Genomic DNA, 17,356 nt, shown 5'->3' on the forward strand with positions numbered 1-17,356 from the left:
TCGTAGCCGGTGTCAGGCGTGGAGGAACCAGCGGTACCCGCCCTTTCACGGCGTCACACAGACGCCGTCACGTTCGGCGCCGGAAACGGGGATGTGCCTCACTTCGCTCTCCCAGCCTGGGCCCCATCGGTGACGTGGACGTTCACGGGGACCTCCCTCTCCTCGGCATCTGCCGCGCTGATTTGTCGGTGGGCGGATCTATGGTCCCGCCATGACTTCAGCGACGCAGGCGTACACCTACGCCGCGCCCTCATCTCTTGTCGATGGCCGTCTGGGAATGGCGACCTCCGGCGGGCGGGCCCTGTCCGGGCCGGCCGTGGCGCCCCGGTTCTTCAGCGGCGTGGTGACCCAGGCGGCCCCCACCGCGGCGGCCCTGCTCGGCGTCGCCGATGTGGCGCTGGCCCGCTACCACCAGCCGCAGGCGCGGCCCGGCTGGGTGCGCGACCCGGTGGTGACGTGCGACGGAGACCGGCTGCGCTTCGAGTCGTTCTCGGCCTGCGGAGGGGTGTACGCCCGGCTCGACCTGCTGAGCGGCGCGCTCGACGGTGAGGTGTTCGACCGGGGCACCACCAACGTCGACGTGAACGCGCCACTCCGCGAGGCGCTTGCGCGCATCGGCGCGCGCGACCCGTTGCACCTGGGGGTGGGTCTCGACGAGCTGGTCGTGACCACGATGGACGGCGCGGTGGTGGAGAAGAAGGTGCCGCTGCCCGAACGCTGGCTCCGCGGATTCGCCGAGGTGCAGGTCATCGCCGCGGGCATGGACCAGCGCGGCGAGCTGACCGGCATGGCGGCCGTACGGTTCCTGCGCGGCCTGCCCAAGAAGGGCACGGTATGGGTGGCGCAGTCTGGACGTGACCTGAAGATCTCCGACAGCCGGCTTCCCGGCTCGGTCCAGCTCGCCGGCCCTAACCGGCTCGCCACCCTCCTGCCACTGCTCCGGTTCGCGAAGTCCCTTCGGGTGTACGGACCGGCCGACGCCGCCTCCAGTGCCTGGGAGCTGGAGCTTCCCGGCATGCGGTACACCCTCACCCTCTCGCCCGAGCGCTGGCGCGGTTTCTCCGGCGAGGGGGCGGTGCTGGACGAACTGGCCACCGACGAGGCCGAGGACGACGCCGACGTGGTGGGCATGCTGCTCAACTTCGAGCCCGAGGTCGAGATCGGCCTGCTGGCCGATCGGGCGGGCATCCCCGCCGCCCGGGTACGGGCCGCGCTCACCCGGCTCGGCGTCGCCGGCCGGGTCGGGTACGACCTGGCCGAGGCCGCGCACTTCCACCGCGAGTTGCCCTACGACAAGGACAACGTGATGGTGCTCAACCCGCGGCTGGCCAAGGCGCGCGAGCTCGTCGACGCGGGCGCCGTCCACCTCGAAGGCGAGTCGGCCACCGTCCACACCTCCGGCGGCGCGCGCCGGGTCTCACTGGCCGACGGCTCCTGCACCTGCGAATGGTGGTGGGACCATCGCGGCTCCCGCGGGCCGTGCAAACACGTGCTCGCAGCCCGCATCGTCGCCCGCGCCGCCGTGGAGGTCTCCCGATGACCCTCTGGACGGAGATCCGCGACCTGATCACGCGCAAGCAGCTCACCCGCCTTGCCGACCGGCTGGTCACGATCACCGAGGAGGAACGCGCCGAGCTGGGCGGGCGGTTGCCCGGCCTGGTCAAGGAGCTGCGCCGCGTCCGCACCGAGCAGGTACGCGCCGAGTATCCCGACGACTTCGAGGAGATGGCCTCCTGGGAGGTCGGCGACCTGCTCGACGAACTGGCCGGCGGGCTGCTGCTGACCGGCGTCGGCGTCATCACCGGCCCGGCGGCTGCGGTGACCTGGATGACCAGCCGCGACGTCAACCGCCGCTGGGCCGGGGACATCGATGTCGTCCAGGTGTGCCGGGTGGCGGCCACCCGCCCCCTGGAGTGGCGTCGTGACGTCGCGGTCCGGCTCGCCCAGCGGGTACGCCGTCCCGCCGACCGCATCGCGCCGCTGGCCGTGGCGCTGCTGCGCGCGTCCGGCGCGGTGCCACCCGACCACGACCCGCTGGTGGCCGCCTGGCTGGACGCGCCGAGCGTGGCCGAGGATCCGCTGAACCCCGTACTCCTGCCCCGGATCTTCACCGCCGACGGCGCGGGCCGCGCCCTCCGCGACGAGCGGCTGGACCCCCGGCCGACCCGCTGGCTGGCCGCCGCCGCCCTTGAGCTACCCAGAGATCAGGTGCTCGACGGGTGCGTGAGCCGCTTCCTGCGCGGCGGCGAGGCGCAGGACCTGCGGTTCTTCGTCCGGCTGCACACCCTCCTCGACCCCACGTCGGCGGAGTCCGCTTCCCGCCTGCGCGACTACCTGCGGCTGCTGCCGTCGGCTCCGGGCACGGTGGCCGAGCTGGCCGCCGGGCAGGTGCGCCGGGTGATGCCGCTCGACCACGCCGACCTGGTCGAGGCGGTCGATGCGCTGACCTTCCGGGACGAGGCCAAGTTCGCCGCCATCGGCCTGCGCTGGCTCGACCAGGCGATCAAGGCCACACCCGAGACGGCCGCCGACTTCGTGACCGCGCTCACCACGGCGTACGCGCACAAGTCCTTCGACGTGCGCAACCGGGCGGCCGAGCTGACCCTGAAATACGCCGACCTGCTCACCGGCCACGCCGAGGCGATCCTCGACGGCGTCCACCTCGTCCCCGCCCACCTGGCCGTGAAGCTGGCCGAGCGGCTCGGCGGGGCGACCCCGGTCGAAGATGCGTTGCCCCAGAAGGAGTTCCCGCCGCTGCCCGAGCTCCCGGAGGCGCGGCGGTTCCCCGAAGCGTCGATCACCCCCGACTACCAGGAGCGCTGGGTCGGTCAGGAGCGCTGGCTCGCAGCTTTCGTCGCCGGCATCGCCGACGACCGTGCCGGACTGCGCCGCAAGCTCAGATTCCATGTCGAGTACGACCAGGGCCACTGGCGGTCCAGGGAGGTCTGGGCCAACCCAGCCGACTGGCAGTCGGCGCTGGCCGCCGAGTTCGTCGCTCCCGGCAGTGTGCCGGAACTACCGCCGATCGAGCCGCAGAAGTTCTGGGACAACGCCAGCCGCTCCCTCCGAGTGCGCGCTCTCACCCGTGGCCAGGAGTCCGACCCGGAGCCGTCGCCCCGGCGGATCCTGACGGTCGGCGGCTACCGGGAAGGCCGCTACCTTGACGACGACGCCCCGTTGCGCGCCTTCTCCATCACGTGGACCAGCGACGACGGTCCCGGCGCGGCGGTGGCCCACGAGGGCGAACGCCAGATCCCCTTCGCGGGTGGCCGCATCCGCCTGAACGACGCCCCCACCGACACCGAGCAACCGCGGCACCACGACCCCGAGGGATGGATGCGCGGACTGCCGGATCGTCACCATCCGGTGCGGTCGAGTCCCGGCGTCCGGTACGACGACTCAATGGAGGCCATGCCGCCCTTCATTCTCGAACACGCCTACGAGCGCATGGCCGAACTCGGCGCCGACCCCGCGCGGATCGCGGCGATGCGCGCGGGAAAGCAGGTGTCCCCACCGAACCCGGACGAACCGCTCGTTGAGGTGACCGTCCTCTTCGTCCCGCCCCGGCTGCGTTCCTTCGTCCCCGAGGAACTGCCCGAGCACGACGAGTGGCGACGACGCAACCGTCTGCCGCGCCCCAACAGCGTGTCCCCGCTGCATGACTTCCTGCTGCACCGCTACGCCGAGCTCGCCGAGGCCCTCCGCAACGACACCCTGCCACCGGTGCTGCTGGCCACGCCGACCTGGATGAGCGGACATCTCGACCCCGACGTGCTGGTCGACCGGCTGGAGACCTGCGCCGCCGCCGGCGTGGAGCCGCTCCCGGCCGACCTGGCGCAGGCGCTGCTGCGGCTGCCCCGAGGCTCCCACCCGGCCGCGGCCGACCGGGCCGCCAAGGTCGACTCGGACGCGGCCCGCGCGGCCGCCCGCTGGCTCGCCGGTGACGGCATGCCCGACCCCGAGTGCGGCCACGTGTGGCGCCACATGGTCGACGCGTCCATGGTCGACTTCGGCGATGGTGAACCGGCATACTTCACCGAGGTCGGACTGGAGCCCGTGCTACGAGTGGCGGCCCCCACCGGCCATCGGCTGATCGACGAGGTGCTCCTGCGCCAGCCGTCCGACTCGACGGCCGACGAGTCCGGCGGCACGCTCAGTGCATGGCCCGCCATGCTGCCCTCGCACCGCGAGGTCGTGGCCGTCAACCTCCTCCCCTTCCTGCTGCGCGGCCACTGGGCCGACTGGACGACTCCGGCGGAGCTCAGCAGTCTGGAGATCGCCCAGGGCCCGCTGGGCGAGTCCACCGCGGTGATCCTCGCCTTCCTCCTGGCCGGAGGCGTCCCCGGGGTGATCCCGCGGATCCTCGCGATGGCCGCCAGAGGCGACCTCCCCGCCGAGGCGATCGGCCGCCAGTTCGCCCTGGTGCTACGCCGCACCTGGCGCGAGACCCGCCCCGCCATCAAGGCCCTCACCGAACTCGCCGAAGCCGGCGCCCACCACCAGGTATGGCGCATCCTCCGCGCTTTGCTCCCCGAGATGCTGCCGCGCAAGGGCCAGCGCATCACCGTCACCCACGCCGACCTCGTAGCCTTCGCCGCCGACGTAGCCCACTGGACGGGCGCCCGCGGCGAGATCCCAGTCATCGCCGAGTTCGCAAAAAGCCGCCGAACCATTCGCTTCACCCACGAATGCCAACGCCTCCACACCCACCTCACCGGCTCCACGCCATGACCTCTGATGACATCCGTACCAAGATCAGGAATCCCGTGCTCGACCACGATGTCAAGGGCGGGTGTCGCGACAACCGAAGCTCACCGACCCCAGGCGGGCTACCGTCATCACCGATTCGCCGACCAAGAGGCGGCCATGCATTCACGGGCCGACCTGCACGACCTACTGGTCTCGACCCTCTTCACCGAGAGGCTCGACAGCGACCCGAACCTGTGGTCACTAGGTTTCACCGCCATCTGGGTCAAGGGCGCGGACCTCGACACCCTGGCCGAAACCTTCGGCCTGGACCTCGCCACCCGTACTCCTTGCTATCTGAGCGAGATCCTCGACCACGCCATCGACGACGGATCTTGCTGGGTGGGCGAGGACAACGGCTGGATCGGCATCGTGCCGGCGGCGGTCGACTCCGAAATCGTGTGCTCCGTCGCTGCAGACGGCCGCGAAGCCCTCGGCTTCAGCATGGACATCAACTACAACGCCTTCTTCACCTATGCCCGCGACGGGCGCATGATCGTCCCCTTCGCCCCGTCTTCGCCCGCTGAGCGGTCCGCGACGACCCGAACGCGCTCGATCGCCTGATGGACGGACTGCGCTTTCAGATCATCATGGAATCCGACAACCCCGACGATTTCGTGGAGATAGACGAGAGCATCAGCTCGGCCTTGGCGCTGATCGGACGCTTCACGGAGACCGACATGGCCACTGACTGGTTCCAGGCGCAGACACACGCGTCAAACCGCCTCCTGATCCCTCGGCAATCCCGCAAGTGTTCCGAGCGCATGTACCGTCAACGGACCCGGAACTCGCGCCAGCCGTCGCGTTCCTCGAGCATCACTGACGTGTGCCCTCGTCCGTTCCGGAAGGCGGTACGACCGGGTCGCTTCTACCCGGATGAACAGCGTCCCGCCCTTGAGGGCCGGTCAGCCGCTGGGTGTCCTGGCCCATGGGCGTCGCCGGGGCCACCAGCCGGGTACGGCCGCGCGGTACTCCTCGTACTCGGCGCCAAAGCTCCTGCGCAGGGTCGGCTCCTCGTGCAGCCGCACGAAGCAGAAGACCGCGACGAACGTGATGGCGGCGTACCAGAGCAGCCCGGACCGCGCGAGCAGGAGCCCCTGGCCGACGATGGCCGCGAGCACTCCCACGTACATCGGGTTGCGGACATACCGGTACAGTCCGCCGACCACCAGGTGCTCGGGAGGCGCGACGGGCGCGGGCGTCCCGAAGCCTTCGGTCACGAAGCGGACGAAGGCGTCGACCAGCACGGCACCTCCCGCCAGGATGAGCACCACCCCGACCACCCGGAGCGGGACGGCGGCCCACGAGAGCCCGTCGGGCAGATCCGCCATCCGCCAGCGAGTGACCCACCACGGCCCGAACACAGCCACACCGCCGGGCGCCACGGCGAAGAACACCGCACTCCCGACGGCCGCAGGCGTCCTGCGCATGTCTCACCACGCCCCTTCGCAGATAACTCATCAGGTGATGAATAATCATCTCGAGCTTATCCCGCAGGCGATCAGCGGGCGAGGGGTGATCTCTTTTCAGAGGGACGGTGATAGCGAGATGGACATCACCGGTCCAGGGCGTCGGCCACTTCATCGGGTCGGCTGAGCGCGACGAGATGACCCCCGGGCAGGGTCACGGGAGTGACACTGAGACGCTGCTGGATAACGCAGGTCGAGCCTTTCGGCTTCGTCGTACACGGTTCACCTTCTCCGACTTCGGCAGGGATCACCCAGTCGACGTCACCTTGTCGAGCCATAGTCGTCGGCTGAAGCCGCCGCGTTCGGCTCCCTTGCGATCCGCCGCCTCCTGGATCTGCCTGTCGGAGAATCCCAGGGTTTCGGCAAGGGCGGCTACCACCTCGTAGATGTCGGCGAGTTCCCCCAGGCGGTCACCGGGTTCGGCCTGGGCCCGCCACCACACCCTCAAGCGCGCCTACCAATGGGCGACAGAACTACTGCCGATCGTCTGGACGCCACCTCGGGGTGCCCATATCCCATGAAGCCACAGCCCGTGCTTCGAGCCTGATCGCGATTATGGGCAGCCGTCCGCCGCGTGGACCGTACGGTTACGCGGCGAGCTTGTGGTCGTACAGTTCGGCGAACTCCGAGGAGTCGCCGGCCGCGTCGCGGAGCGGAGCCAGTTCCTCCAGCGTCCTGCGCGAACCGCTCACCCTCGCCAGCAGGTCCATCCCCTCCGCCAGGGCGTCGGCGGTCTCGCCCGAGGCGAGCAGCGCGTTCGCCAGGCATGACCGGTAGTAGAGACGGTTCCGTTCCCCGAGCGCCGGATCGGCGAGCAGGCGTTGGAAGCGGTCGACGGCGATCAGCGGTCTGCCGAGGACCATCGTGGTCAACCCCTCGAAGTAGGTGAGCACGTTGGGCGTCAGGAACCCGGTCCATTCCGGGTCGTCGTCGTGGCCGCCCCATCACGGACGTCCATCACCGGACGTCCATCACGGACGTCCCCGTGAGCCGTCCACGTCGCGGCGCTAGGCAGGGCGGTCGATTGGTAGGCCGAAGGAGGGGAACAGGTCGGGGCGGTGGAAGGCGAGGACTGAGTGCACTCCGTCCTTGGTCAGTGTCAGCACCTGCAAGTAGCGCGCGTGGAAGCCGCCGTCGCGGCCGCGGCCGTACACGCCGAACGCGGGCTGGCCGTTCGCCGACGTCTGCACCATGATCCGCAACCCCTGGCCAGGAGCCATTTTCGCCGCGATCAGGCGCATGACGTCCTCGCGGCCGTTGAACCAGGTCGGGATCGGGGGCATCTCCCACCGGACGTCCTGCGTCAGGAGGCCTTCCAGGGTGACCAGGTCCGCCTGCTCGAAGGCTTTGGCGTACTGGTCGAGCAGAGCACGGCGTCCGGGCTCTTCCGGTTCGCTGAACTGCTCTTCGACGGGTGCGGCCTTGGCGAGCTCGGCACGCGCGCGCTGGAGCGAACTGTTGACCGCCGCCGTCGTCATGTCCAGCAGGTCGGCGACCTCGGACGCCGGCCAGGCAAGGACGTCCCGGAAGATCAGTACCGCGCGCTGCCGCGGCGGGAGGTGCTGCAGCGCGGCGACCATCGCCAGCCGCAGGCTCTGCCGGGTCCCGACGACCAGAGCCGGGTCGGTGCTCAGCAGGTGATCGGGGAACGGCTCGAGCCAGCTCGCCTCCAGCATCGGCGCGTCCAGACCTTCGGGATCGGTGCCGGGAGCACCCAGGGCCGAGGGCACCAGGCGGCGACTGCTGTGCCGCAAGGCGTTCAGGCAGAGCCGGGTGGCGATCCGGTAGAGCCATGTCTTGACCGACGAGCGCTGCTCGAACTTGGCGAATCCCTTCCAAGCGCGCAAGTAGGTGTCCTGGAGCACGTCCTCCGCGTCGTGCAGCGAACCGAGCATCCGGTAGCAGTGCGCGATCAGCTCGCCTCGGTACCGCGCGAACTCCTCCTCCAGGTTCACACGGGCTCCTCGACCGGCTCCGGCCGAGCGCTCGGAGCACCGGGTACCACGCTACGTCGTGCGCTGATGAGGAGTCCGGCGACCGCTCCGAGCGACGACAGTACGCCGCAGACGGCCAGGGCCCGGGTGAATCCGGTGGCGAAGGACGCGTAGCCGCCGGCGGCGGCGAAGACCGCGGCCAGGACGGCCACTCCGACGGCTCCGCCGAGTTGCCTCATCATGCTGTAGATGCCGGAGGCGATTCCGACGGCCTCGCGGGGCAGCGCTCCGATACTCGCGCTCTGCGCCGCCGGCAGCGCCATGGAGACGCCGCACCCGGCCACGATCAGCGGTGCCAGCAGTTCGCCGTACTGGACCGTGCCGCTGCTCACCTGGCTGATCCAGAACATGCCGACGGCTTTCAACCCTAGACCGGCGACGACCAGTGGGCGTTCACCGACCCTGTCCACGAGCCGGCCGGCAACGGGCGCCACGAGGAAGAGCGTGGCGGTCCACGGCAGCAGCCGCAGCCCCGCCTCCAGCGGACCGGCGTCGAAGGCCACGTGCATGTACTGGGCCATGAAGAATACTGCGCCGAACAGTGCGGCGGTGAGGAAGAAGCCCGCCGCGTTACCGGCCGAGAACGCTCTGGACCGGAAGTAGGTCAGCGGCACCATCGGCTGCGGTGCGCGGCTCTCCCAAGCCAGGAATGCGACCAACAGCACGCCTCCGGCCAGCAGAGAGCCGAGCACCTCGGCACTGGCCCAGCCGGCCGTCCCGCCGCGGGCGATGCCCCAGACGATGCCGAGGACCGCCAAGGTGATCAGGGCGGCGCCGCCCAGGTCCAGACGGCGAACCGCTCCGCTGCTCTCGCTGATCCGCAGGAGTACGAGCACGATCGCTATCGCGCCGACGGGCACGTTGATCCAGAAGATCCACTGCCAGGCGAGGCCCTCGGTCACGGCTCCGCCGACGACCGGGCCGCCCAGCACGCCGAGGCCGGTCAGTCCGCTGAAGATACCGATCGCCCAACCTCGGCGTTCGGGCGGGAAAGCCGCGCCGAGCAGGCTCATCGCCAATGGCATCACGACGGCCGCGCCGGCCCCCTGCACGGCGCGGGCGACGATCAGCCACTCGACGGAAGAGGCCACCGCACAGGCGGCCGAGGCGACCGAGAACAGGCCCAGGCCGACGGCGAACGTCCGCCGCCGGCCCCACCGGTCGCCGAGCGCCGCCGCGATCATCAACAGCATCGCGAAGCTGAGGGTGTAGGCGTTCACCGTCCACTCCAGCTGCTCGATCGAGGCGCCGAGATCCTGCTTGATGGTGCTGAGCGCGGGCGCCACCACCAGCGCGTCGAGCGCCACCATCACCGCGCCGATCGAGGCCAGGGCCAGCACCCAGCGCTGCTCGACGGTCGTCCGATCCTTGCCACTCACGTGAGGTCCTCCAGAAATTCGCTGTCACAGGTACTGACAACGGCGAAGCCCTCGACTCATCGCGGCGATGAATTTTCCGCGTTCGCGTTGTCGGTACCGGTGACAGCGAACTGATCGAGGAGAACGTGATGAGCGCAGCAGTGATCCGCTACCGGACCAAGCCGGAATCCGCCGACGAGAACCAGCGACTGATCGCCGAGGTGTTCGCGGAGCTGGCGACCGCGGCGCCGGCCGGGCTGCGGTACAGCAGCTTCCGGCTGGCCGACGGCGTCACCTTCGTCCATGTCGTGGACGGCGAGGGCCTGACCGAGCTGGCCGCCTTCCAGGAGTTCCAGCGCGAGCTCGGCCAACGGCTGGCCGGTGACCTCACCCGGGAGGAAGCCACCCTGATCGGCTCGTACGCCGGTGCGGTGGAGACCGTCCGAACCTAGGGTCCGGTACCGAGCGCCGCAGCGGCGGGCCGGTCCAGCATCATCGCCGCCTGGCTCTCTCGCCGTCGACGCCTCTGGCCGGCGGGGAGTAGGCGACCCGCGACTCACCTCATGCCGCCCTGCTCCTGCCACAGGAGTAGGGCGGCATCGGCATGCGCCCAGGGACCGCGGGCGCTCAAGGCAAGGGGCTCTACTAGGGAAAATGGCCATGGCGCCTGAGTGGCGTCACCATACTGGCTCGATCCCGCTTGTGGTGACGCCATGATGGTGTCATAGTGGCGTCATGGACCTTGCGCCGTATGTCGATCACCTTCGTCGGGAGCTCGCGATCGCCGCGGGCGCCGGCGGCGAGGAGGCGCGCGCGCTGGCGGAGCGGCTTGCCGCGACGCTTGAGTCGGCCGCCCGGCTCGCGCTGCTCGAAGCCCTGTCGGCCGCCGCCGACGAGATCACCCAGGAACTCGCGCCGGGGTCGGTCGAGGTGCGCCTGCGTGGCCGCGACCCCGCGTTCGTCGTGACGTCACCGCCCACCACCCCCGCGTACGAGGACGAACGGCCGTCCGCGCCGCCGCCCCCGGAGGCCGACGACGGCGGCACGTCCCGCATCTCCCTGCGCGTCCCCGAGCAACTCAAGCCGCGCATCGACGAGGCGGCTGCGCGTGACGGGCTGTCGGTCAACGCCTGGCTGGTGCGCGCCATCTCCGCCGCGCTCGACTCCGGTGACGCCGGCCGCCGTTCCACAAGGCGCCCGCCGCAGCAGTCCGGCAACCGTTACAGCGGCTGGGTGCGCTGATGTCCAGGCCGACCCACGACCAGGGAAGCGGAATGCCGACCTTCGACACCCCTGAACCCATCTCCGCGATCTTCGAGATACCGCACGCCACCATCCGGGTCGAGGCGAGCGCCCGTAATGACACCGTCGTCGAGATCCGACCGGCCGATGAGCACAACGACGCCGACGTACGGACCGCCGAGCGCGCCGAGGTCGAGTACGCCGACGGCAGGCTCGTGGTGCGCGGCGAGAGCGAGCAGGGCGCCGGCTCGGGGCTCGCGTCCTGGGCGCGTTCGCTGCTGCTCGGCCCGGGATCGGTGGAGGTGACGGTCAGCCTGCCGGCGGGTTCCCGGGTCGACGCCACGGCGGTGGGGAGCCTGCGCTGCCGGGGCCCGCTCGGCGAGGTGGCGTGTACCACGGCCTACGGCGCCATCCGCGTCGAGCAGGCCGGCCCGCTGCGGCTGAAGTCCACGCACGGCGACATCTCGGTCACCCGCGCGTCCGGCCACGCCGAGGTGACGACGGCGCACGGCGGCATCCTCATCGGCCGCGTCGACGGCACCGCCGCCGTCAGGACCGCCCACGGCAGCGTCCGCATCCGCGAGGTGACCGGCGAGCTGCGGCTGAACAGCGCGCACGGCGACCTCACCGTGGACCGCGCCCTGGCCGGCGTCACCGCCAAGACCGCGTACGCCGGCCTGCAGATCGGCGAGGTGAGCCGCGGCTCGGTCGTGCTGGAGACCAACGGTGGTGGGCTGGACCTCGGTGTCGCCGAAGGCACGGCCGCCTGGCTGGACGTGAGCTCCAAGTACGGCACCGTCGACGTCTCCCTCGACCCCAGCGACGCCCCCGGCGGTGCCGACCGGACCGTCGAGGTGCGGGCCCACACCATCTACGGCGACGTCCTCGTCCACCGTTCCTAAGGAGATCTCCGATGACAGACGCGATCGTGGCCGAGGGCCTGGTCAAGAAGTACGGCGCCGTGACCGCCCTCGACGGCATGGACCTGCGCGTCCCCGAGGGGACGGTGCTGGGGCTGCTCGGCCCGAACGGCGCAGGTAAGACCACCACTGTGCGCATCCTCACCACGCTGCTCGTCCCGGACGCCGGGCACGCCAGCGTCGCCGGGTTCGACGTCGTCCGTGACGCCGGACGGCTGCGCGCGCGCATCGGCGCGTCCGGCCAGTACGCCGCCGTGGACGACCACCTCACCGGCGCCGAGAACCTGGAGATGGTCGGCCGCCTCTACCACCTCGGCGCCAAGCGCAGCCGGGATCGCGCCCGCGAGCTGCTGGAGCGCTTCGACCTCGCGGGCGCGGCCGACCGTCCCGTGCAGGGCTACTCCGGCGGCATGCGGCGCCGGCTCGACCTGGCCGGCGCGCTGGTCGCCCATCCGCCCGTGCTGTTCCTGGACGAGCCCACCACCGGCCTGGACCCGCGGGCCCGCATCGGCCTGTGGGAGGTCATCGGCGAGCTCGTCGCGGCGGGTACGACCGTGCTGCTCACCACCCAGTACCTGGAGGAGGCCGACCGGCTCGCCGACCGCATCGCCGTGGTCGACGGCGGCCGGGTGATCGCGCTCGGCACCGCCGACGAGCTGAAGAGCCAGGTCGGCGGCGACCGCATCGAGCTGTCGGTCGCCACCGCGGCGGGCCTCGCGACCGCCGCGCGGACGCTGGCGCCGCTGGCCGCCGGTGACCTGCGGGTCGACGACGCCGCGCTGCGGGTCACCATCCCGGTGGACGACGGCCCGGCCACGCTGACCAGCGCCCTCGGCCGGCTGGCCGCCGAGCGGGTCACCGTACGCGACGTCGGCCTGCGCCGGCCGACCCTGGACGACGTGTTCCTCACCCTCACCGGACACCAGGCCGGCCACAAGACCAAGGAGCTCAGCCGATGAACGCCATGCAGCTGGCCGTCGCCGACGGCCTGACGATCGCCAAGCGCAACGCCCTGAAGATCCGCAGAGCGCCCGACCTGCTGGGCGGCGTGGTCATGCTCCCGATCGTGTTCGTCCTGCTGTTCACCTACGTCTTCGGCAGCATGATCAGCCTGCCGGGCATGTCGTACGGCGAGTACATGCTGCCGGGCATCTTCGTGCTGACCATCGTCACCAGCGCGCAGATCACCGGCTACACCCTCACCCAGGACCTGCAGAAGGGCATCTTCGACCGGTTCCGCACGCTGCCGATGTCCCCCTCGGCGGTGCTGACCGGCCAGACCATCAGCGACGTCATCATGAACCTCGCCAGCGTCATCACGATGTCGCTGGTCGGGCTGCTCGTCGGCTGGCGCATCCGCACCTCGCCGCTGGAGGCGCTGCTCGGGTTCGTGATGCTGCTGCTGTTCGCCTACGCCTTCTCCTGGGTGACGGCGACCGTGGCGCTGGCGCTGCGCACGCCCGAGGTGTTCAACAACATCGTCACCCTTGTGTCGTTCCCGCTGGTCTTCCTGTCCAACGCGTTCGCCGACAGCAGCCGCCTGCCCGGCCCGCTCGGGGCGATCGCCGAATGGAACCCGGTGTCCACGCTGGTCCAGGCCGCGCGCGAGCTGTTCGGCAACACCAGCCCGGCCATGCCCGCGCCGAGCGCCTGGCCGCTGCGGCACGCGGTGCCGGTGTCGCTGCTGTGGTCGGTCGTGCTCCTGGTCGTGTTCGTGCCGCTGGCCACCCGGCTGTACAAGAAGGCGGTGAGCCGGTGAACGAGGCCGATCGGGACAGGGCGGTGGAACTGGTCCAGCAGGCCTACGCGGAGGGCCGGTTCGGCTGCACCGAGCTGGAGTCGCGGCTCGAACGGGCGCTCACCGCCACCTGCGCGGACGAACTGCGGCCGGTCGTCGCCGACCTGCCGGACGAGACCGTGCGGCTGTGGTCCGTCGGCGGGCGCCTCACCCGGACGGGCGTCTGGCAGGTCCCGCGACGGCTGCGGGTCGAGTCCGAGTACGGCAGGGTGCGCCTCGACCTGTCCCGCGCCCACGTCCCGCACCGGCGTGTCGACATCGAACTCCGCCTCACCTACGGCCACGCCACGATCATCGTGCCCGCGGGCGCCGGCGCGAACACCGACGCCGTACGCGCCGCCTGGGGCCGCGTCACTCACAAGTCCCCGGCCCGGCCCCGTCCGGGCGGCCTGCACGTCCACGTCACCGGCGACCTGCCCTACGGCCACCTGACCATCCGCGCCGCCCGCGCGCTGCCGGTCGGAAGATGATGCCGCTGGGCTGTCACAGGGCGGGCCGCTGCGCTGTCTCACAGACAGGACGGCGTTACGAAGCGACAGGAGCGAGAGCTTGCCACCAATCGTGATCAGGATCCGGATGCGGGCGCGTCCCAGCGACGAGCCGAACCGCGTCTCCAGCCAGCTCGAACTCCTGTTCGACCTCACCTTCGTGGTCGCGGTCGCGGCCGTCACCGCCCAGCTCGCGCATGAGATCGCCGAGGGGCACGCGCTGAGCGGCATCGTCCCGTTCTTGCAGGTCTTCTTCGCCATCTGGTGGGCGTGGATGAACTTCACCTGGTTCGCCTCGTCCTACGACACCGATGACGTCGCCTACCGGCTGCTGACGATGGTGCAGATGGCCGGCGTGCTGGTCCTGGCCGCCGCGGTGCCGGCCGCGGCCGAGCACGGCGACTACAGGTTCATCACCTTCGGCTATGTCATCATGCGGATCGGCCTGGTCATCCTGTGGGTGCGGGCCGGGCTGTCCGATCCGGCGCGCCGGCGTACCGCCCTGCGTTATGCCGGCGGCATCAGCGTCCTGACGGTGGGCTGGCTGTACCACTCGATGCTCGCGCCCGTGGCGGCCGAGCTGCCGCTGTTCGTCGTCCTTGCGGTGCTGGAGCTGACGGTGCCCCGCTGGGCGGAGCGGGGCGAGCCGACCACGTGGCACCCGCATCACATCGCCGAACGTTACGGCCTGTTCACCATCATCCTGCTCGGCGAGAGCGTGCTCGCCGCGTCCAGAGGGGTGGAGGCGGCGCTCGCGACGACCGGGATCAGCAGCCCGTTCGTCGTGATCGCCGTGTCGGGCCTGGTGGTGCTGTTCGCCCTCTGGTGGCTGTACTTCCTGGTGGACGCCGGCGAGGGGCTCAGCGACCGCCGTGATCGCTCCTATATGTGGGGGTACGGCCACTACGGCATCTTCGCGGCGCTGGCCGCGCTCGGCGCCGGTCTCGAGGTCGCGGTCGAGCAGAGCGGGCACGGCATCCCGGCCGGCCCCCTCGTCGTCGGCTACGCGGTCGCGATCCCGGTCGGGGTGTTCCTCCTGCTGCTGTGGATGGTGCACGCGCTGGTCGTGGCGGAGTCGGTGATCCGTTCCGGCCTGCTGTCGTTCTGCGCGGTCGTCGTCCTGGCGCTGCCGCTCGCGGCGCCCTGGATCGGCGTGCACGGCGTGGTGGCGGCGATCGCGACGAGCTGCGTGGTGCTGGTCGCCGTCACCATCGCCCTGAACAACCTGGGCGCATCGGCCCCCGGCGGTGCCCGGCAAAGGGTCACGGCCGCTCAGCGGACGCTCCCGTGACCCGGCGACTCCTGCCAGGCCCTTCGCCGTTGCTCCGTGGATACTCGCCGGCGTCGCCCACGCCGAGTGGGGGTTTCGGTGACGGTTGCGAGCGCGTCGAGTGGGGGCCGACCCGGCGGGTGAGTTGGGCCGCGCGTTCGTCGCGTGCAGCGGCCCCCGCCTCGCCGCGAGCAGGTGGCGAATGCGGGGCCGGATGCTTAATCCGATGGTCAGCTCCTCAAAGGGGGACCTTCAGGTCAATGATTCGCTCTGGGGCCGTGATCCGATCGGGGACGGTGCGCAGCGGGGCTGCTTGGTTCAGATGATGGGAAGTGTGAAACCGAGCTTCATTGGCGGGTCCTTTCGGTGATCCGTCGACCGTTTGCTCAGACGGGAAGTTCGGTGATGCTGAGGGCGAAGTCCAAATCCCCCACCCCGTGGTTGGCGAGGCCCACCGTGACCACGCCGGCTCCTTCCAGCCAGTGCGCCATTTTCAGGCCGCCGACGTCCAACGGGCGCAGCCCTAGGCTCTCGATGAACGCCTCCACACTTGCCTTGGCCTGCGCATTGTCGCCGGCGATGAAGACGTCGGGCCGACCCTTCTCCAGGACATGACGGAAGATGGTGTTGAACGCCTTCACCACGCTGGCGCCGGCCGGGGCCGCGTTGGCGACTTCCTGCGCGATCGAGGTCTCCTCACGGTGGGCCAGCCCGTCGAACGTGGAATTGAAGGGATTGCTGATGTCGACGATGACCTTGCCCGCGAGAGCGTCTCCGTACTGGGCGACGACCGGCACGACACCGTCGTACAACAGGGCCACGATGACGATGTCCCCGGCCGGGGCGGTGCCCCATTCGCCCGTCGTGGCGCCGCCGCCGAGAGCCTTGGCCAGGTCAGCGGCCTTGGACTGATCGCGGCCCATGATCTCGACGGTGTTGCCGCCCGCTAGCGCCCGCGCGCCGATGGTGCGGGCCATGTTCCCGGTGCCGATGATGCTGATGTTGCTCATGAGATCTGCGTCCTGGCCGCCCGTTCTGTCCAGCGTGTTCGACCGCACCGACCTCACGCCCCGCGAACGGCTCCTCGCCGCCTTCGACATCCCCCCCACCACCCCCCTGTGCCCCTACATCGCCGCCGCCGTCGAACTCCACGACCCCCAGCACCCCGCGTCCCAATACGCACGCGACTACAAGAAAGCCGTCGCCGCGCGGCTCGCCGACACCGCCCGCGAAGCCGGCGCCGCCGACCCTGAACAGCTCGGCGAGCAGCTCGCGCTGCTCATCGACGGCGCCGCGGCCCGCACCCGGGTCCTCAACGCCGGCGCCTTCCCCACCGCCGCCGCCATCGCCACCGTCCTCATTGAAAAGGCCATCCCCGCCCCAGCGGGCGATGACCGGCGACGGGAGGATGCGTCAAGTTGACGTGGCACACCGCGGCCGGGCTGGACGCGCCGCCGGTCGCGCGGCTGCACCCGCTGGGTTGCGGCTGCAGCCGAATACGGCGAGGTCTTCACCGCCCGGCAGCGGATCCTCGGCCCCGACCACTCCGACACGCGCAGAACCGCCAGGTAGATCGACCTTCTTGCGGAAGGCGCGCTTGATCGTCTTTCACCGATCAAGCGCGTTCTGGACATGCGAACTCACCGGGTCGCCTGTTTCGTGGGGCCCGCCGTCACGGACGACGCCATGCTCGCCGTCGCGCTGCACCTCCGCGACCAGGAACTGATCCTGCGGGAGATCGCCGAGCGGCTCGTCATCTCCACCGGGAAGAAGAAGGCCGGCACCCGTCAGCAGCCACCGTCATGCGGATGCTCCGCGACCACAATGACAAGGCGCTGGAAGCTTCTGATTACGAAAGGCTACTTCGCCCCTGGCCGTGGCTTCAGGAGTTCGAGGCCGACACGCACAGTTCGTGAGCGATGAGGTCCGGGATCGGGTGTCAGTGCTTGTGTTCCAGTGCGGCCAGCCGTTCGGCTACTTTGTCGCCGATGGTGACGAGCGTCGCCATCTCTGTCTCAGTGAGATGATCGATGAGCACGTCGCGGACGTCGGCCACGTGCTGCGGAGCCGC

The 17,356-nt window shown here is 70.5% G+C and carries 17 protein-coding genes; 11 read left to right on the forward strand and 6 right to left on the reverse strand.

Annotated elements, in window-relative coordinates:
- Window positions 1-211 precede the first annotated feature (211 nt).
- From ACZ6QO_RS20735 to ACZ6QO_RS20745, 3 genes are all read left to right on the forward strand, one after another.
- Window positions 212-1,540 carry an SWIM zinc finger family protein gene (locus tag ACZ6QO_RS20735; protein WP_465852869.1) on the forward strand — a complete coding sequence of 443 codons (1,329 nt, stop codon included), beginning with the start codon at window positions 212-214 and terminating at the stop codon, window positions 1,538-1,540.
- Entirely contained in the window at window positions 1,537-4,731 is a 3,195-nt protein-coding gene (locus ACZ6QO_RS20740) for a DUF7824 domain-containing protein (protein WP_465852871.1), read from the forward strand. The genes ACZ6QO_RS20735 and ACZ6QO_RS20740 overlap by 4 nt, the downstream gene beginning before the upstream one ends.
- A gap of 135 nt (window positions 4,732-4,866) precedes the next feature.
- On the forward strand, window positions 4,867-5,310 hold the full coding sequence (locus ACZ6QO_RS20745; protein WP_465852872.1) for a hypothetical protein: 444 nt from the start codon (window positions 4,867-4,869) through the stop codon (window positions 5,308-5,310).
- 341 nt (window positions 5,311-5,651) lie between these two features.
- Here the strand turns inward: ACZ6QO_RS20745 and ACZ6QO_RS20750 are convergent, their stop codons facing one another.
- The 5 genes from ACZ6QO_RS20750 to ACZ6QO_RS20770 all read right to left on the reverse strand — a co-directional run bounded on the left by ACZ6QO_RS20750 (window position 5,652) and on the right by ACZ6QO_RS20770 (window position 9,588).
- Window positions 5,652-6,176, reverse strand: a complete 525-nt coding sequence (locus ACZ6QO_RS20750) for a methyltransferase family protein (RefSeq protein WP_465852874.1) — start codon at window positions 6,174-6,176, stop codon at window positions 5,652-5,654.
- A 286-nt stretch (window positions 6,177-6,462) separates the two neighbouring features.
- Window positions 6,463-6,663: a hypothetical protein gene (locus tag ACZ6QO_RS20755; protein ID WP_465852875.1), complete on the reverse strand. Its 201-nt coding sequence runs from the start codon at window positions 6,661-6,663 to the stop codon at window positions 6,463-6,465.
- Window positions 6,664-6,802: 139 nt separating this feature from the next.
- Window positions 6,803-7,108: a hypothetical protein gene (locus ACZ6QO_RS20760; protein WP_465852876.1), complete on the reverse strand. Its 306-nt coding sequence runs from the start codon at window positions 7,106-7,108 to the stop codon at window positions 6,803-6,805.
- Between the two features lie 114 nt (window positions 7,109-7,222).
- The gene (locus ACZ6QO_RS20765) at window positions 7,223-8,170 is read right to left on the reverse strand and encodes a sigma-70 family RNA polymerase sigma factor (protein ID WP_465852878.1); all 948 of its coding nucleotides are present in this window, start codon (window positions 8,168-8,170) and stop codon (window positions 7,223-7,225) included.
- Window positions 8,167-9,588, reverse strand: coding sequence for a DHA2 family efflux MFS transporter permease subunit (locus ACZ6QO_RS20770; RefSeq protein ID WP_465852879.1), 1,422 nt, complete (start codon window positions 9,586-9,588; stop codon window positions 8,167-8,169). The genes ACZ6QO_RS20765 and ACZ6QO_RS20770 overlap by 4 nt, the downstream gene beginning before the upstream one ends.
- 128 nt (window positions 9,589-9,716) lie before the next feature.
- Between ACZ6QO_RS20770 and ACZ6QO_RS20775 the strand changes: the two genes are divergently transcribed.
- The 7 genes from ACZ6QO_RS20775 (at window position 9,717) to ACZ6QO_RS20805 (ending at window position 15,306) form a co-directional block, all read left to right on the forward strand.
- Window positions 9,717-10,019 carry a hypothetical protein gene (locus ACZ6QO_RS20775; protein WP_465852881.1) on the forward strand — a complete coding sequence of 101 codons (303 nt, stop codon included), beginning with the start codon at window positions 9,717-9,719 and terminating at the stop codon, window positions 10,017-10,019.
- Window positions 10,020-10,302: 283 nt separating this feature from the next.
- Entirely contained in the window at window positions 10,303-10,809 is a 507-nt protein-coding gene (locus ACZ6QO_RS20780) for a toxin-antitoxin system HicB family antitoxin (protein ID WP_465852883.1), read from the forward strand.
- Entirely contained in the window at window positions 10,809-11,711 is a 903-nt protein-coding gene (locus ACZ6QO_RS20785) for a DUF4097 family beta strand repeat-containing protein (RefSeq protein WP_465852884.1), read from the forward strand. Before ACZ6QO_RS20780 ends, ACZ6QO_RS20785 begins: the two co-directional genes overlap by 1 nt.
- A gap of 11 nt (window positions 11,712-11,722) precedes the next feature.
- On the forward strand, window positions 11,723-12,688 hold the full coding sequence (locus ACZ6QO_RS20790; protein WP_465852886.1) for an ATP-binding cassette domain-containing protein: 966 nt from the start codon (window positions 11,723-11,725) through the stop codon (window positions 12,686-12,688).
- A complete protein-coding gene (locus ACZ6QO_RS20795; protein ID WP_465852888.1) occupies window positions 12,685-13,488 on the forward strand; it encodes an ABC transporter permease in 804 nt (267 codons plus the stop codon). Before ACZ6QO_RS20790 ends, ACZ6QO_RS20795 begins: the two co-directional genes overlap by 4 nt.
- The gene (locus ACZ6QO_RS20800) at window positions 13,485-13,997 is read left to right on the forward strand and encodes a DUF1707 SHOCT-like domain-containing protein (RefSeq protein WP_465852890.1); all 513 of its coding nucleotides are present in this window, start codon (window positions 13,485-13,487) and stop codon (window positions 13,995-13,997) included. Before ACZ6QO_RS20795 ends, ACZ6QO_RS20800 begins: the two co-directional genes overlap by 4 nt.
- 79 nt (window positions 13,998-14,076) lie before the next feature.
- Entirely contained in the window at window positions 14,077-15,306 is a 1,230-nt protein-coding gene (locus tag ACZ6QO_RS20805) for a low temperature requirement protein A (RefSeq protein WP_465852891.1), read from the forward strand.
- A gap of 365 nt (window positions 15,307-15,671) precedes the next feature.
- On the opposite strand, the gene ACZ6QO_RS20810 is transcribed toward ACZ6QO_RS20805, so the two are convergent.
- On the reverse strand, window positions 15,672-16,262 hold the full coding sequence (locus tag ACZ6QO_RS20810) for an NADPH-dependent F420 reductase (RefSeq protein WP_465852893.1): 591 nt from the start codon (window positions 16,260-16,262) through the stop codon (window positions 15,672-15,674).
- Between ACZ6QO_RS20810 and ACZ6QO_RS20815 the strand changes: the two genes are divergently transcribed.
- The gene (locus ACZ6QO_RS20815) at window positions 16,261-16,707 is read left to right on the forward strand and encodes a hypothetical protein (protein WP_465852894.1); all 447 of its coding nucleotides are present in this window, start codon (window positions 16,261-16,263) and stop codon (window positions 16,705-16,707) included. The two genes, ACZ6QO_RS20810 and ACZ6QO_RS20815, sit on opposite strands and share 2 nt — an antisense overlap.
- The last annotated feature ends 649 nt before the right edge of the window (window positions 16,708-17,356 follow it).

The organism is Sphaerisporangium sp. NPDC049457, from assembly GCF_055586705.1.